The sequence below is a fragment of the Lacihabitans sp. CS3-21 genome (genome assembly GCF_024343675.1).
Classification (GTDB): Bacteria; Bacteroidota; Bacteroidia; order Cytophagales; family Spirosomataceae; genus Leadbetterella.
Genome location: NZ_RJUD01000002.1, coordinates 229,133 through 246,309, shown reverse-complemented (window position 1 = coordinate 246,309; position 17,177 = coordinate 229,133). Strand labels below are relative to the sequence as shown.

Below are 17,177 nucleotides of genomic sequence, written 5' to 3'. Positions count from 1 at the left end.
AATTTTTCAAAAAAAAACCTTAAAATTGTTGAAACCTTCAAACGAACTATGAAACGAATTCTATTTATCTTATTTTCATTTGTTTTTATCCCTGCATTTTCTCAAAAAATCCTTTCAGAAAAAGAAAGGGCTGTCGTAATAGACGAAATTCTGGAAGACAGGATGACCAACCTTTTGCCCAAATTAATGCGAAAAGCAGGCATCGATATGTGGGTAATCATTGGGCGAGAATACAACGAAGACCCTGTCATGAAAACGATGCTACCTTCAGTTTGGCTTTCTGCACGCCGAAGAACCATTATGGTTTTCACAGACAAAGGCGAAAAAGACGGCGTAGAACGTTTAGCCATAGCAAGATATGATGTTGGAAATTTATTAAAAGGTGAGTGGGACTTAAATACCAACCCCGACCAATGGGATGCTTTGATTAAACTTATAAAAGAGCGAAATCCTAAGAAAATTGGTCTAAATTTCTCGAAATACTATGCTCATGCTGATGGTTTGACCTTTACTGAACATTCAGAATTTCTTAAAAAATTACCTCAAGAATTTCACCCAAAGATAGTTTCAGCATCGGATCTAGCGGTAAATTGGCTCGAAACCCGCACTGAAAGAGAAATGGTGATTTATCAGCAGATTTGTAAAATTTCTCATGAAATTATTGCAGAAGCATTTTCCGACAAAGTGATTCAACCAGGAGTAACTACCACCGATGATGTGGTGTGGTGGATGAGACAAAAAGTCACAGATTTGGGCTTAGAGACTTGGTTCCATCCGACAGTAGATGTACAAAGATATGACCCAGAGAATTTTGATCATCTGCGTACTTTCTCCAAAAGACCTGAGAAACAAATTATTATGCCAGGCGATTTACTCCACTGTGATTTTGGAATTACCTATCTACGCTTAAACACAGACCAGCAGCAACATGCTTACATCCTCAAACCCGGAGAAAATAAAATTCCTGACTATTTGGTAAAAGCATTTGCTCAAGGGAACAGATTACAAGAATGTTTGACCGATAACTTCAAAGCTGGCAAAACAGGAAATGAAATATTGGCTGACGCTTTGGCACAATCCAAAAAAGAAGGCATAAATGGCACTATCTACACCCATCCTATCGGCAATCATGGGCATGCAGCTGGACCAACCATAGGCATGTGGGATAACCAAGGGAAAACCATCGGACCTGGAGATTATCCACTAAACCCAAATACAGCTTATTCGATAGAACTAAATGCGGCTGTCCAAATTCCAGATTGGAAAAAGACTGTAAGGATAATGTTAGAAGAAGATGGTTTCTTTGACGAAAAAGGCAACTTCAGATACATTGACGGCAGACAAAAAGAGATTTATATGATTCCGAGATAAAGTTAAATAAATATTCAACCATGGAAAGAAGAAATTTTCTTAAAAATGCTGGACTTGGTTCGGCAGCGATAGTCTTACCAAAGCCTAATATTCAAGCCGATAACAAATTAAAGCCTCGAATTAAACTCAGTGTTTCAAGTTATTCCTATTGGCATTTCAAGGGTGATAAGTTTCCAATAGAAAAAGTGATAGACGATGCCGCTCGAATGGGTTTAGACGGCATTGACATTTTGCACCGACAAATGGAAGGCGAAGACAATGCTTATATCCAAAAACTAAAACGTCATGCTTTCGAAAATGGAATAGCCCTTACTTGCTTGTCCATTCATCAAGGTTTTGTTTATCCTGATGCCGCCGAACGAAAAAAACACATTGACCATACACTCCATTGCATAGAATTAGCGGCCAAAATGGGTATTCCTTGCTTGCGACTAAACACTGGCCGATGGAATACCATAAAATCATTTGACGATTTCATGAAAGCCCGTGGAATAGAGCCAGCCATAGCTGGTTATACCGAGGATGATGCCTTTGCTTGGTGTATTGATGGTGTCGCACAATGTGTAAAAAAAGCCGAGGAATTAGGTATTTTGTTGGCTTTAGAAAATCATTGGGGCTTGGCTGCAACCCCACAAGGAATGATCAGAATTCACAAGGCCATCAATTCACCCTGGCTACAATTGTTGATGGACACCGGCAATTTCTTGGAAGATCCTTATGATAAACTAGAAATGATAGCCAAAGATACCTGCTTTGTTCAAGCCAAAACTTATTACGGAGGCGGAGTTTGGTACAGTTTAGATTTGGACTATGAGAGAATCGTAAAAATCCTCAACCAGGTTAATTACCAAGGCTATATTTCTATTGAATTTGAAGGTAATGAAGCTGCTGAGTCTGGGGTTAGAAAAAGTGTAGAATTGCTGAGAAAATATATTTAAAACAATTAATAATTGCCCCGAATGCACGAATTATTTTATTCAAACAATTGATATTCAAACATTATAATTCGTGCATTCGTGACAAATCTTAAAATTCTATTGGAATAGTCACACCTGTTTTATCCCAACCAATGTGCATATCAGCTCCTTTGGTTTCACTTTTGGTGAAAATTATCGAAAGATTTTCTAGACTTTCGGCCAAAGTTCTGGTTTTAACTTTAAATCGCATAACATCTTTGGATTCTTTGTAGTCATAATCGCCCCAAATATCCGTTTCGGTGTTAAGAATTATAGTCCATTCGTCAGCTGTTGGAATTGCAAAAAGACTATATACGCCAGCTTTAACTTTTTTGCCATCTAGTTTTACATCTTTAAAGAACTTGATTTCCGTAGCTTCATTGGCACCAAAACGCCAAACTTTGTCATAAGGCACCAACTTTGCACCGAAAACTTCACGGTCTTTTTTGGCTGGACGGGAATAGGTAACTCTTACAAATGCTTCTTTACCAACTTTCTCGGGAGCAAACTTGATGTCATGAGCAAAATTATCAGGATAATAAGCCATGTCCATAGGACTTTTATCAAGACCTCTGAATTTTTGGGCATGGGTATTCAGAATAAATGCGAACGAACAAACTAAAAGAATAAGGTGTTTTTTCATGTTACAGCTTTAAATTTATCAAATATGATAAATTTTGATGAATAAATTTGTCAATCAAATGACAATCTGAGGAAGTTTTTATAAAAATCAGGTCAAAAGAAAGATTTGATAATAGTCGAAGTTTTAATGGCCGTTTTTTTATTAATTTGTGCTTCGAATTAATATAACCCTAAAAACACCATGAAAGAAAATACGGAGTTTGCAAAATTAGACTTGGAAGGACTAAAGAAAAAGGAGAAGGCTCTCAATATAAGCCTAAAAGTATTGATTGGAATGATGATTATGATGGTATTGGCGGGCATTTACTTGTTTACTAAACAAGGTTTTAGTGTGTTTACCATTTTGCCAGTGGCTTTTTTACCCATATTGATGACCAACATAAAAAATGTTAAGAAGATTAGAGAAATGATAACTGAAAGGGAGAAATAGTAATTCCTTAAAACAATCATTTTAGAAAAAATTCACGCCGATATTTGAATATTGATTGGATATTTCATCCTTGACTTTCGAATCCGTAATAATATTTTTCACGAAATCTATTCTAGCAAAAGGTAAATATTTATCCTTTTCAAATTTAGAGGAATCGCACAAAAAGTAGGTCGTTTTTGCATTATTGGCCATGGCAAGCGTCATTTCGGCTTCCTTCTCAGAGTTTGCACTTAGGCCATTGGCTATCGAAATTCCGTCGATTCCTACGAAAGCTATGTCGGCTTTATATCTAGCTATGTGTTCGGTCGCAATTTTTCCGTGAGCCGCTTGCCTTTCTGGATCTATTTCACCACCGGCAAAATTTACATGCACTTCCGACCCTAAAAGTTCGTTCAACACTGGTAATGAATTAGTTAAGATCTTTATTTTTTTATTTTTAATATATTGGCAAATCCTGAATACCGTACTTCCACAGTCCAAAAATACCACATCGCCTTCCTGAATAAGACTTGCGGCTTTTTTGCATATTTCGTCTTTGGCTTCAGTATTGATTCCTGTTTTTTGAGAAAATGCCACTTTTGTTAGTCCAATTTTTACAGCACCTCCGTGTGTACGAAGCAATAAATTCTCTTTTGCCAAAATGTTCAAATCTCTTCTGACAGTAATTTCAGAAATACCCAATTCAAGAGCCAATTCTGGCACCTCTGCTGAATCTTTTGTTTCTAAAATCTCTAAAATTTTATGCTTTCTAAGTTGAAAATTCATTTCTAATGCTATATTTGTTCAAAAATAATCATTTTTAATCATAAACAATCATAATGAATATTAAAAATATTAAAACTGAAGTGCTTTCTGACAATTGGTACACGCTTCGAAAAGTGACTTTTGACCACCAAATGAAATCTGGAGAATGGGTGACACAAAGCAGAGAGGCCTACGACAGAGGAAATGGAGCTGTGATTTTGTTGTACAATTCTACCACAAAAACAGTGATTCTGACCAAACAATTTAGAATGCCCACTTACCTGAATGGCAATACAGACGGTATGCTCATAGAAGCCTGTGCTGGACTTTTAGATGCAGACAACCCCGAAGATTGCATAAAAAGAGAAACCGAAGAAGAAACTGGTTTCAAAGTAACTGATGTAAAAAAAGTCTTTGAAGTGTATATGTCGCCAGGCTCAGTGACTGAAATTCTCTACTTTTTTGTAGCTGAATATTCAAAAGACCACAAAGTAAATGATGGTGGAGGGGTAGATAATGAAAACATTGAGGTACTAGAGCTTGATTTTGTGGAAGCCATGAAAATGATAAAATCGGGAGAAATTAAAGATGCAAAAACCATAATGCTTTTGCAACATGCTTTTATTGAAGGTTTGGTTTAATTCGTTAATTTGCTAATTTGTCAATGTGCTAATGAATTAATAAAAGATGAAAAGTTTTGAATAGTCAAGTATATCAGAAATATAAACAATTCACCTATTTCAAAATGGAATTAGAAATCAAAAACCTCGAAATGAGAAATAATAAAGCTATGAAATGAGATTTTTATTATTCTCATTCTCAATAATTCTAAAAAACACCTATAATATTTCCAAACCCAAAAATTGCTCGTATTTTTACTTTTATTCAAAAAATATCAATGAGCAAAAAAATAATATTTACAGAAAAAGCCCCTGCGGCAATTGGTCCCTACTCTCAGGCTGTTTTAGCTGGAAATACACTTTATGTTTCGGGGCAAATAGCCTTGGATTTGGCACCGCTAGGCGACATCAAAGCCGAAACACAGCGAATTATGGAAAATCTGGGTCATATTTTAGCTGAAGCTGAAATGGACTATACCAACGTCGTAAAATCGAGTATTTTTCTAAAAAACATGGATGATTTTGCTGTTGTAAATGAAGTTTATGGCAGCTTTTATCCAGAAAATCCTCCTGCAAGAGAAACTGTGCAAGTGGCCAAATTGCCCAAAGATGTTAACGTGGAAATATCAGTAATTGCTGTAAAATAAAAAACCTCCCGATGGCTCAGGAGGCTATGTTTAAGGTCAAGATTGATTGTTTATTAAGGTTAAATAGCGTTACAAAACTATGACAAATTCAAGAAAAAATATAATTTTCAAATAAAAAAATCAAGAAATTTTACATCTATCTTATAATCAACCTTTAAAAAATGAATAACAGAAGAGAATTTATCAAAAAAAGCATTGGAACTGCCTCAATTTTAAGCTTGGGTGGTTTAACTCAAAGTGTTTTTGCTCACCAACCCAAAATTGAAAAAAACAATTTCAAAATGCTTTATGCACCGCATTTTGGGATGTTTAAGCATTCCGCTGGAGAAGATTTATTCGATCAACTTCAATTTATGGCCGACAATGGATTTATGGCTTTGGAAGACAACGGAATGCTCAAAAGACCCGTTGAAACGCAAAAGAAAATAGGCGAAACGCTCAACAAGCTGGGCATGAAAATGGGTGTTTTTGTGATAGATGGTGGAGAAAACTGGAAAATATCTTTGGCCTCTGGAAAGCCTGAGTTCTTAGAAAATTTCTTAAAAACTTGTCGCGAATCCGTAGAAACAGCCAAACGATGCAATGCTAAGTACATGACCGTAGTACCTGGTTTTTTTGAAAGAAAACTGCCGATGGGAATCCAAACAGCCAACGTAATAGATGCATACAGAAGGGCCTGCGACATATTTGAACCACACGGATTGGTAATGGTTATGGAGCCATTGAGCGATACGCCAGACTTGTTTTTGCAAAATTCTGATCAAAGCTATTTGATTTGCAAGGCCGTCAATAGTCCTTCATGCAAAATACTATTTGACATGTGGCACATGCAACGCAACGAAGGCGAAATGACCAGAAACATGGATTTAGTTTGGGACGAAATTGCTTATTTCCAAATCGGTGACGAACCGGGTAGAAAAGAACCAACCACGGGCGAAATCAATTACAATTTCCTTTTCAAACATATCCATGATAAAGCCAAAGCCAATAAGCAAGAGTTTATAATGGGTATGGAGCATGGCAATATGTTTCCAGGCAAAGAAGGTGAGCAAAAACTTATAAAAGCCTATGTACAATCTGATAATTTCTAAGAAAAATACATGGATAGCAATTCTTGTGGTATGGGCATTAAGCTCCTGTACCACAAGTTTTTATATAGTCAGGCATGCAGAAAAGTCTGCTACACCAAAAGAGGACCCATTGCTTACCGAAGCTGGTAGTCAGCGAGCTGAAAGACTTAAAGGTATATTGTCAAATAAAGGAATTGAGAAAGTTTATTCCACCAAAACCGTTAGAACCACCAGCACTGCAAAGCCATTGTCCGAAGCCAAAATGCTTGAAATAGAAATTTACGAGCCTAAAAACCAATCGGCTTTGATAGAATCCTTGAAAAAATCAAAGCAAAATACTTTGGTGGTAGGCCATAGCAATACAATCCGACATATTATCAATGGATTAGCCGAGAAAGAATTCCTTAAAAAAGACCTAGAAGACGGCGAATATTCTAATTTGTACTTGGTTAAAAGGGGGAAATTTGGGAAGCCGAAGGTGAAGGTGGAGGAATTCTAAAAAAACGTCGGAATTAGGATTCTTAGGATTAAAAGATTTTAAGATTCAGCCTTGACAAGTATTTGAAAGGTGCATTTTTTATTCAGATTTACATTTTTATTCTAATGAAACACAAAGAGATAACGCATAAGATTACAGGCTGTGCTATGGCTGTACATAGTGAACTTGGAAATGGTTTTCAGGAAGTGATTTACCAGAGAGCTTTAGACATCGAAATGACAAAACAAGGCCTAGTTTTTCAGAGGGAAATGACGATGAATATTTACTATGATGGTCATGATATTGGTAGCAGAAGGGTAGATTTCTTTGTTGAAGGATGCATAATGGTGGAGATTAAGGCAATAATCCAACTGGATGCCGTACATCTAGCTCAAGCAATGAATTATTGCCAAGCTTACAATTTACCAATTGGATTATTGATAAATTTTGGAGCTAAAAGCTTAGATTTTAAGAGAGTTTACAATGTTAATCATCCTGAGAACAAGAGGGAATAATTGTCTTGATTAGGATTCTTAAGATTTCAGGATTAGTTATTGGCTATTTGAAAAAAAGAATAAGAAAGTATTCAATGGTATAAAATCTTAAAATCCGCTAATCCAACAAATCCTAATTCTGACAATTGAAATGAGAGTGTCTGAATTAGGTTTCATATGATTTAAGGATTGAATGATCATTAATAGAAATAAAAAAAAAAAAAAAATTATTAAGAAAATATCTTAAAATCATCTAATCCTAAATTCCGATAGTTATCGGAACTTATTCTGACAAATGCACCCCCAAACTTACATCCTAAAAAACCACCAAGTGTCATCACTAACCTACGCCGACACTTTTCGCTATGGTGTGGAGATAAGTTTGGGACTCAAAAATGTAGATGTGCAGCCACTCAACATTGAAATAGATAATGCCCTCTTTGCTTTGAATAGCCAAAGTAAAAACCTGCCTGATGTTGCGGTAAGTCAGATTGAATCTGATTTAGTGCTGACTTGTGGATGTAGTGCCGTTAAAAGTACCCTATGCGAACACCAAACTTTGGTTTTGCAAACACTCATTACTAAACCCGACCTAAAAGAATTTTTCGACAAAAAACTTCGTCATGAAAAAATAAAAAAAGCAGCTGAAGCCTACGGAATGGCCGATGAAGAAGATTTGGAGAAATATTTTGGATTAAAATATGATGCTAAACAGACTTCTGTGGTTCCGATAAACCCCGAGCTGATTCCGGTGGATGAAAAATCTACTTCTTTTCTAAAAAGTAAATTATTTACAAAAAACAGTGATTCTTCTGAAACAGAAAAGAGTGAATCAACACAGCAAATCCTAGTTTTTAGAAGAAATAAATTTCAAGAAACTTATTCCCTCGAACTTTACGATGCCGCATTTGGAAAAAACGGTAAAATCAAATCTCCTTTTACCCAAATTGACCCGCTAAATGAAGTTTGGAATTATGAAAAACCTGAAGTTATTCGTTTTTTTACAGCAATAGCAAAAGTGCAAAAAAACACCGAATGGAATGATAATCAGGCGATTAATTTTATTGTTAAGAACCCTCTTTCTCTTAATTTTTATATATCTGAAAACGATAGCATTTCAGCAAACAATCTTATTCCGATTAAACTTGAAAATGCTTCTTTGGGCTTAAATATTAAAGTGAATTTGAAAGAGCCTTTTTATGAGGTAACCACAAGCGTAACTATCAATGAGCATATATATGCACTCCAAGATTTGAAAATCAGATTCAATTGTTTCTTTCAAATTGGCGAAAGATTGGTTTTTATTTCTGACGCTGAAATGTTGCCAATCATTAAATATTTTACAGAAAAACGGGCAATTATGCTTATTTACCCTTCAAAATTTGAGGTTTTCAGAAAAGAAATTCTCGATTCCATGTCGGACAAAGTGAGTATTGAATATGCCTTTATCAAAAAGAAAAAAGAAGGAAAATCGTCAGAATGGGAAAGTAGTTATGAAGTAGAAAAACTCATTTACCTAACCGACGAAAAGAATTTTATTAACATCACGCCAGTATTGAAATATGGTGCTCTGGAGGTGGCGGTTCATTCTAAAAAACAATTAATTGATGTAGACCCCAATGGAAACCACTTCTCGGTGGAACGAGATGATGCGGCAGAATTGAATTTTACGGCTTTGATTTCTCGATTGCATCCAGAATTTGCAGACCAATTGGTCAATGGAAATTATTTCTATTTGCATAAACAAAAGTTTCTGGACGACAATTGGTTTCTAGATTTCTTTGAAATTCTAAGAGAAAACAATGTAAAAGTTCTAGGTTTTAATTCTTTGACCAATAATAAGTTGAGTCCTTACAAAGCCTCAGTAGAAATCAGTGTTGCCTCTGGAATTGATTGGTTTGATACCAAAGTAAATCTAAAATTCGGCAAAAAAGATGTGCCTCTAAAAGTTTTGCACAAATCGCTAAGGAATAAATCAAAATTTGTGGAATTGGATGACGGCACTTTGGGCTTGATTCCTGAAGAATGGATAAAGAAGTTTTCCAATTATTTCAAAGCGGGGAAACTGGAAGGAGCATTGATTCGAACGCCAAAATCTAGATTTTTAGATATTTTGGAATTGTATGAAGAAGAGGTCATAAGCAAAGAAACTTGGGCCGAAGTAAGCTATCTAAAATCAAAATTTGAGCATTTTGATACGATTGAAAATGTTGAAGTTCCAAGAGATTTAAACGCAACATTGCGAGATTACCAAAAACATGGACTCAATTGGTTGAATTTCCTTGACGGATTTAATTTTGGAGCTTGTCTTGCCGATGACATGGGATTAGGGAAAACTATCCAAATTATAGCTTTTCTTTTGATTCAAAAACAAAAACATCCAGAGCAACAAAGTTTGATTATTGTTCCAACTTCTCTGATGTTCAATTGGTTGGATGAGTTCAGTAAATTTGCACCTAGCTTGAATATTGCCTCTCATTATGGGAATTCAAAATTAAATTCAAAAGAAGAAATCAAAGGTTTTGATGTAATTCTAACCACTTATGGCACGCTTCTTTCTGACTTACATTTTCTAAAAAACATTACGTTCAACTATATCATTTTAGATGAATCACAAGCCATCAAAAACCCAGAATCGCAGCGATACCGAGCGGCTAGAATGTTGCTCTCTCGAAACAAAATTGTTTTAACCGGAACGCCAATTGAGAATAACACCTACGATTTGTATGGCCAATTGTCTTTCGCTTGTCCAGATTTGTTAGGAAGTAAAGCCTATTTTAAAGACATTTATGCTGAGCCGATAGATAAATTTAAAGAAAGTCGGCGAGCAGAAGAATTACGCAAGAAAATAAGTCCTTTTATACTCAGGAGAACCAAAAAACAAGTGATTGAAGAATTACCTTCAAAAACAGAAATGTTGATTTACTGCGAAATGGGCATAGACCAAAGAGCGATTTATGATACGCATGAGGCCGAACTTCGAGATTATTTGCAACACAAAACGGATGAAGAAATCAGCCCGATGCATGTTTTGACAGGACTTACTAAACTCCGTCAAATCTGTGACTCACCTTCACTCCTACCCGATGACGAATATCCAAACGAAGTTTCTGCGAAAATCGAGGTTCTTTTAGAGCAATTGGAAGGTCAGATTGCTGATCATAAAGTTTTGATTTTCTCACAGTTTGTGGGAATGTTGGATTTGATAAAAAAGGCCTTATTAGAACGAAACATCAATTTCGAATACCTAACTGGTCAAACCAAAAACCGAGCAGAAAAAATCAAAAACTTTCAAGAAAATCTAGAAGTAAGCGTCTTTTTAATAAGCCTGAAAGCAGGTGGAGTTGGACTGAATCTCACCGAAGCAGACTATGTGTATTTGGTAGATCCATGGTGGAATCCAGCAGTTGAAAACCAAGCCATTGACCGTGTTTATAGAATCGGACAGAAAAATAAGGTGATAGCTGTGAGACTCATTTGCCCCAACACCATTGAGGACAAAATGCTCAAACTTCAAGCCTCCAAAAAAGAATTGGCAGGCAAATTAGTAAATACAGAAGCTGATATTTTTAAAGCCTTTAATCGTAAGGAATTGTTGGAGGTTTTGGGAAGGTGAACTTAAAAAGAAATAAGTAAAAAGTAAGAATTACAAAACTCCGAAACCTTTTACTTATTTCCCGCAACAATATAAAAATTTAGACTAACTTACTCAAAAAACGGCACCCCAACTGGAGCATATTTACGCATAGCTTCTTCGTTAATTTCAACTCCAATTCCAGGTCTTTCTGAGAGCGTTATTTGTCCATTTTTAATCATCGATGGGTCATAATTCACGATTTCCTTAAACATTGGGTCTTTATGAAAGTAAATTTGCCACTCCAAAATCATGAAGTTTGGCACCGAAGCACAAACATGGGCTGAAGCCATTGCACCCAAATATGATGCTACCATGTGTGGAGCGAACGGTACATAATACAAGTTGGCCAAATTAGCAATTCTTTGTCCCTCGCCCAATCCTCCGGCTTTTTGCAAATCCGGCATGATAATATCAACAGCACCCGATTCCAACAAAGGCCTAAATCCATAAGCCAAATAATGATTCTCTCCAGCACAAATTGGTGTAGAAGTCGAACTGGTTATTTTTTTATAGGCATCGGCGTTTTCCGCTGGAATGGGTTCCTCTAGCCACATGAGATTAAGGGGTTCAAGCATTTTGGCGATTTTCTCCCCCGTAATGGCGTCATAACGGCCATGCATGTCGGCACATATATCTACGTTTGGACCAACTGCGGCTCTTGCAGCTGCCATTTGGTCATACATACGTTGGAGTTCGGCTGGACTAGCTGTCCAGTTATATTTGTCATATTTGTTGGGGTCATTGGCTTGGTCAAGGTCAAATTTCACAGCGTTAAAACCCATTTTCACAGCTTCTAGTGCCGATTCTGCAAAATCCGAAGGTTTTGGGAGTCTGTTTTGATACAAAGCTGTATCCATATATAACCTGATAGTGTCGCGAAATTTACCGCCTAAAAGTTGGTAAACTGGAACCCCCAAGGCTTTGCCAGCGATATCCCAAAGAGCGGTTTCTACAGCAGTCAATACCGCAACATACATACCAGATTGAGCACCTTCAAAGAAGCCTGACTTTCGAATATCTTCAAAAAGTCTATGAACATTGAGCGGACTTTTACCTTTTATCCTTTGCCCAAACATTTTCACCAAATGATATGTCCCTGGAGTGGCATCCACGCCTTCGCCATGGCCTACTATGTCTTGATTGGTGTATATTTTCACGAAAAGACTGTGGCCATTTCTGATGTATCCACATTTAATATCTGTAATTTTAAGATCAGATGGAGCCGAGCTTTTGGGTGTTTTATCTACCGCAACCTCATATTCTCGGCCAAAGTTTAACAATGGACTTACTGCCAAAACTGATGTCAAAGCAGCTTTGGAAAGAAAATTTCTTCTTGATGACATTTTAATATTTTTTTTGGTTGAATAAATGAGTTTTGAGAACTAAATAAATTCCGAAACTACCAAGTCCTGCCTTTTAGCATTTCTTGGATTTGTTCCATTGGCACTGGCAACTTTGTCTTGTTATCGTTTAGCCATTTCGAGAAATCCTTTTCAATTTCATCTGACCAACGGGTGTCTATTTGGCCAGGGGTATATTTTTGCTCTCTAAGCCGTTGATGACCAAACATATCTCTTAATCTAACGACTTCAGAAACTTTCACACATTCTTCTACCAAATGCGGTGGAATAAATAGAACACCACCGTCTCTACCAAAGACTACATCACCTGGCATCACTGTGGCATCTCCGATTCTGGTTGGCGTATTTATACCAATTAAGGTGGTATTTAAAGATGTTGCTGCATTGTTAAGGTGGTGCGAAGGATGATAAGACTTAAAAAATGAGGTAAAACCTCCAATCTCTTTTAATCCATTAATGTCCCTCACTGCTCCGTTGTACACAATGCCATTTCCTGTTTTGGCATAAATTGAGTTCCCCAAATTATCACCTATAGTTGGGCCATCTTCGTAGGCATTGAATTGGTCAGCCACGTAAACATCTCCTTTAACCAAAAGGTCAATTGGCCAAGCATTTTGAGATTTCACCCTTCCGTCTTTCTCATGGCCTTTGTCGTCAATTGCTGTTTGAATATCAGGTCTACCAGGTGTAAATGTGGCTGTAACTGCTCGTCCAACCAACACAGAGTCAGGGTTTATGGTCAACCAATTGCCTTCATATTGGTGCTTATAGTTTTTATTACGCAATACCGCCCAAACCTCTTCGAGTGTCGATTTTTTTAATCTTTGTAAAAGTGCATCTGACACTTTAGGACGGCCGTCAGGAAAACGCTCACCCTTCCATTCTCTGGTAAGATGAAGCATATATTCTTTTGAAATCTGCTGGGAAAAACCCACAAAAGATACAAAAGTCAGTAGTGTAAAAAGCAAAATTTTGTTTTTCATTTTTTGTTTTCTGTTAATCTTCAGTTTTTTTATTACCCCACCAACTAGCCAGCAGTGAGCCAGATATGTTCATCATTGGCCCGAAAATGGCTGATGCTAGGCCAACAGTTGCGAGTTTGCCCATTTCGTTGGCCAGTGCTGATGCCAATCCGCCGTTTTGCATACCTACCTCAAGAGCAATTGCTCTTGCATCTTTTTCTTTAAGTTTTAGCATTTTCGCAGAAAAATAACCTAATAGATAACCTCCTACATTGTGAATAAATACCGCCAGTAGCAATAATCCACCCACTGTTTCAAGTGATTTTTGTCCACTTGCAGTGACTATAATGATAATAAAACCTATGCCCACCATGGAGAAATATGGTAATATATTTTTTATTTTGGCCATTAAAAGAGGAAAGAACCTATTTGCCAATACACCCAAAACGACAGGTAATATTACAATTTTTGTCATATCCCAAACCATACTTAAGAACTTTATTTCGATAAGTTCTCCTCCAAGAGTTTTCATCAATAGTGGTGTAAGTATAGGTGCCAAAAGTGTTGCCATAGTGGTTATACATATGGAAAGTGCCAAATTTGCTTTTGCTAACATAGCCATCACATTAGAAGCCAAGCCACTTGGGCTACAACCAATTAAAACCACTCCAGCGGCTATCTCTGGAGGGAAATCAAATAATTTGGTCAGTCCAAAACCCAACAAAGGCATAATCATAAACTGAGCTACCAAACCAATTAAAACCAACTTTGGCGTTTTTACGATAGCCATAAAGTCCTCCTCTGTAATGGTAGAACCCATGCCCAGCATAATAACTTGAAGAATCGGAATAATAAACTTGCTGAATTTAACGCCATTTATTTCTATGAAATAACTTGGAAAGTTATAGGCAATAATTACAATCAGAATAATTGAAAAAGGGTAAATGTATTTTTTCATTTAAGGAGGTATAAATTAGAATATTTAAACAGAAAACTACAGATAATTTGCCGTTTTTCAAAAAATTAACTCCAAGTTCGATCCCAACTATCCACCTTATCCCACTCAGTAGTGGGTGCAAAATAAAGTTCACCAGTGGCCAAATGCTCTTTGGCAACTTTTTCGTTCATTTCTATACCCAATCCTGGCGTTTCCGGCACTTTCACAAATCCATCTTTGTAAATAGGCTTGTCAATTCCAGTCACTAAATCTTCCCACCAAGGCACATCGAAACTGTGGTGTTCCAAAGCCACAAAATTTTCTGTGGCTGCTGCACAATGGATATTTGCCATAAAACAAACTGGCGTACCCGCAAAGTGCATGGCCATTGGAATGCCTCGCTCCTCGGCGTAGTCACCAATTTTTTTGGTTTCTATTAGGCCACCCGAGCTCGCCAAATCCGGTTGAATCATATCAACAGCTTTGTTGTCGATGAGTTTTATAAATTCTTCTTTCAAATAAATATCCTCACCAGTTAGTGTTGGCGTTTCAATGGCATCCGAAATTTGTTTCCATTGGTCGGTGTAGAACCACGGCACCATGTCTTCCAACCAGGCTAATTGAAATTTTTCCAAAGCCTTGCCCAATCTTATGGCTGTATTTACACCAAAATGCCCAAAATGGTCGGCTGCTAAGGGAATATCATAACCAACCACTTTTCGTGTTTCATCCACGAAATTGGCCATGATTTCTATGCCCTTATCCGTAAGCTGAATGCCAGTGAATGGGTGTTTGGTTTGCGAATAACCGCGTGCATTTCCTTTTTGTGGTCCAGCAGTACCCCACTGTCTTGTGTAATCCGTATTTAGTCCGCCCACCACAGTTCCAGGGTGACTTTTGAGCATTTCTACCCCAAAATCCATTTTCAAAAATGTAAGTCCGAGTTTTTTCCTTTCGTTCATTTTTTGGGCAAATGCGACGGGATCTGGCAAGGTAGGCGTATCTCCATAAATACGGATATGATCGCGATATTTACCGCCCAGCATCTGATAGGCTGGCACACCATATGCTTTTCCTGCGAGATCCATCAAGGCCATTTCAACCCCACAAACGCCTCCTGCTGCTCGACCATGGTTACCAAATTGCTTAATTTCCTTGAAAAGCATTTCAGGTGTACATGGATTTTTACCTAATAACCGACTTTTCAAGAACAAGCCGTATTTGGCACTTGCTCCGTCCCGTATCTCTCCATATCCAGAAATCCCCTGGTTGGTATCGATTCTTATGATAGGGCAAGTCATGGGTGCTTTTGTAATGACAGCGATTCTTACATCGGTAATTTTTAAATCCGAAGGATTACTAGAGCGATTTACTTTTTGGGTTAAAAACTCTATTTCTTTGGCAGGATTTCCATCAAACATCAATCCAAGTGAAAGTCCTCCAAGAGCAGATTTTCTAATAAAATCCCTCCTATTGTCTCCTTTACTTTCAGTATTTTGATGAATTGGTTGTTCGATTTCTATTTCTTTTGGACCTTCTGGAATTTGGCCATTAAATTTAAATCTGTCTAAAAAATTCTTTTTCATGTTATTTATAATTTTGGTTGAATATCTTGTTTATACTTTGCTCTTGAACTACTTTCTTTCAAACCAGTTCAATAAGTTATTTCCATTAGAACCATTTTTTAGACACAGTGTTACTCAGAGTTTTCATAAATTACTCTGTCGTATGAGTTCCACAGAGTTATAGGCTATGCTTCGTCTTTTTTTTAAATTACTAAAAAAAAATGAACTTGTAAACTAAGTGTTCTATGTGCCTATGTGTTTAGATTCGCAACGGAATTGGATAAAGATTTAATTACCAATTTCTGTCTTTCATGAACTTATCCAGTTCTGCTCTTGACATGGGCAAAAATTTCGGATTGTCATTGATCCATTTCAAGAAATCATCTTTTATTTCTTTAGACCAAGCTTGGTCTATTTGACCAGGAGTATATTTGCCCTCTTTAAGTCTTTGTATTCCAAACTTATCTCTAAGAGCAATAAACTCTGAATTGATAATTACTTTTTCGGCTAAATGTGCTGGAATAAAAATAACACCTTCTCTTTTGCCCAAAACTAAATCACCAGGAAATACAGAAACACGACCAATTCTAATCGGACAATTTATACAGGTCATGATCATTTCTTTGATGTATGAAGGATCAGCACCTCTGATGAATCCCACAAAACCGTCAATATTTTCTAATCCCTCCAAGTCTCTGATGGCACCATCAAATACAACACCTGTTTTAGATTTGGCGTAGATGGAATTTCCGAGATTATCGCCAATAAGAGTTCCATCTATTATTTTCCCATATCCATCAGCCACGTAAACATCTCCTGTTTGCAAAAGATCTATCGGCCATGAGTTTGGTGACCCTAATCTACCTTCAGATTTGCCTTTTTCTTTGATAGGGTTATCTAAGTCCGGTCTAGAAGGCATATATTGTGTGGTCAATACCCTTCCTGCTAGGACTTTGTCTGGATGAATAATCTGCCAGCCTCCTTCAAACTGATTATTATAGCCTTCGTTTTTCATGGTTCCCCAAGCTTCCTCTATCGAAATATTGGCGAGACGTTTAACCAAATCATCCGAAACTTTTGGGCGACCGTCGGGAAATCTATCACCTTTCCACTGAGAAGTAAAAATGAGCATTTGATCTTTGGTCCATTGGATATTTTGAGCAAAAGCTTGGCTCGACCAAAAGAATAAGCCGAAAAAAGCTATTTTGAGTGAGATTTTCATGATTTTTTTTTATAAAGGGTTGAATAAAGAATTGAGTAATT

Annotated in this window: 16 protein-coding genes; 9 read left to right on the top strand and 7 right to left on the bottom strand. The window is 36.9% G+C overall.

Annotated features, from left to right (window positions below; all coding sequences use genetic code 11):
• Nucleotides 1–48 precede the first annotated feature (48 nt).
• Nucleotides 49–1,371, top strand: coding sequence for a M24 family metallopeptidase (locus EGI24_RS02335; protein WP_255046644.1), 1,323 nt, complete (start codon nt 49–51; stop codon nt 1,369–1,371).
• Nucleotides 1,372–1,391: 20 nt separating this feature from the next.
• The gene (locus tag EGI24_RS02330; protein ID WP_255046642.1) at nt 1,392–2,309 is read left to right on the top strand and encodes a sugar phosphate isomerase/epimerase; all 918 of its coding nucleotides are present in this window, start codon (nt 1,392–1,394) and stop codon (nt 2,307–2,309) included.
• Nucleotides 2,310–2,397: 88 nt separating this feature from the next.
• On the opposite strand, the gene EGI24_RS02325 is transcribed toward EGI24_RS02330, so the two are convergent.
• Complete coding sequence (locus EGI24_RS02325; protein WP_255046641.1) at nt 2,398–2,970, bottom strand: DUF2911 domain-containing protein; 573 nt, start codon at nt 2,968–2,970, stop codon at nt 2,398–2,400.
• Nucleotides 2,971–3,150: 180 nt separating this feature from the next.
• Between EGI24_RS02325 and EGI24_RS02320 the strand changes: the two genes are divergently transcribed.
• Entirely contained in the window at nt 3,151–3,399 is a 249-nt protein-coding gene (locus EGI24_RS02320) for a hypothetical protein (RefSeq protein WP_255046640.1), read from the top strand.
• Between the two features lie 21 nt (nt 3,400–3,420).
• Here EGI24_RS02320 and EGI24_RS02315 read toward each other — a convergent pair whose 3' ends face one another.
• Nucleotides 3,421–4,164, bottom strand: coding sequence for a DeoR/GlpR family DNA-binding transcription regulator (locus tag EGI24_RS02315; RefSeq protein ID WP_255046639.1), 744 nt, complete (start codon nt 4,162–4,164; stop codon nt 3,421–3,423).
• Between the two features lie 53 nt (nt 4,165–4,217).
• On the opposite strand from EGI24_RS02315, the gene nudK reads away from it, so the two are divergent.
• The 6 genes from nudK (at nt 4,218) to EGI24_RS02285 (ending at nt 11,068) form a co-directional block, all read left to right on the top strand.
• Entirely contained in the window at nt 4,218–4,784 is a 567-nt protein-coding gene (nudK, locus tag EGI24_RS02310) for a GDP-mannose pyrophosphatase NudK (protein ID WP_255046638.1), read from the top strand.
• 257 nt (nt 4,785–5,041) lie between these two features.
• On the top strand, nt 5,042–5,410 hold the full coding sequence (locus EGI24_RS02305; RefSeq protein WP_255046637.1) for a Rid family detoxifying hydrolase: 369 nt from the start codon (nt 5,042–5,044) through the stop codon (nt 5,408–5,410).
• A 161-nt stretch (nt 5,411–5,571) separates the two neighbouring features.
• Nucleotides 5,572–6,501 (top strand): hydroxypyruvate isomerase family protein, encoded by a 930-nt coding sequence (locus EGI24_RS02300; protein WP_255046634.1) that lies wholly within the window; start codon nt 5,572–5,574, stop codon nt 6,499–6,501.
• Nucleotides 6,479–6,979 carry a phosphoglycerate mutase family protein gene (locus tag EGI24_RS02295; protein ID WP_255046633.1) on the top strand — a complete coding sequence of 167 codons (501 nt, stop codon included), beginning with the start codon at nt 6,479–6,481 and terminating at the stop codon, nt 6,977–6,979. Before EGI24_RS02300 ends, EGI24_RS02295 begins: the two co-directional genes overlap by 23 nt.
• 104 nt (nt 6,980–7,083) lie before the next feature.
• A complete protein-coding gene (locus tag EGI24_RS02290) occupies nt 7,084–7,473 on the top strand; it encodes a GxxExxY protein (RefSeq protein ID WP_255046632.1) in 390 nt (129 codons plus the stop codon).
• 310 nt (nt 7,474–7,783) lie between these two features.
• Nucleotides 7,784–11,068: a DEAD/DEAH box helicase gene (locus tag EGI24_RS02285; RefSeq protein WP_255046631.1), complete on the top strand. Its 3,285-nt coding sequence runs from the start codon at nt 7,784–7,786 to the stop codon at nt 11,066–11,068.
• An 89-nt stretch (nt 11,069–11,157) separates the two neighbouring features.
• Here the strand turns inward: EGI24_RS02285 and EGI24_RS02280 are convergent, their stop codons facing one another.
• From EGI24_RS02280 to EGI24_RS02260, 5 genes are all read right to left on the bottom strand, one after another.
• Entirely contained in the window at nt 11,158–12,432 is a 1,275-nt protein-coding gene (locus EGI24_RS02280; RefSeq protein WP_255046630.1) for a mandelate racemase/muconate lactonizing enzyme family protein, read from the bottom strand.
• A 56-nt stretch (nt 12,433–12,488) separates the two neighbouring features.
• Nucleotides 12,489–13,433: an RraA family protein gene (locus tag EGI24_RS02275; protein WP_255046629.1), complete on the bottom strand. Its 945-nt coding sequence runs from the start codon at nt 13,431–13,433 to the stop codon at nt 12,489–12,491.
• A gap of 13 nt (nt 13,434–13,446) precedes the next feature.
• Nucleotides 13,447–14,370, bottom strand: coding sequence for a bile acid:sodium symporter family protein (locus EGI24_RS02270; protein WP_255046627.1), 924 nt, complete (start codon nt 14,368–14,370; stop codon nt 13,447–13,449).
• Nucleotides 14,371–14,435: 65 nt separating this feature from the next.
• Nucleotides 14,436–15,935: a mandelate racemase/muconate lactonizing enzyme family protein gene (locus tag EGI24_RS02265; protein ID WP_255046626.1), complete on the bottom strand. Its 1,500-nt coding sequence runs from the start codon at nt 15,933–15,935 to the stop codon at nt 14,436–14,438.
• Nucleotides 15,936–16,206: 271 nt separating this feature from the next.
• Nucleotides 16,207–17,136: an RraA family protein gene (locus EGI24_RS02260; RefSeq protein ID WP_255046625.1), complete on the bottom strand. Its 930-nt coding sequence runs from the start codon at nt 17,134–17,136 to the stop codon at nt 16,207–16,209.
• Between the last annotated feature and the right edge of the window lie 41 nt (nt 17,137–17,177).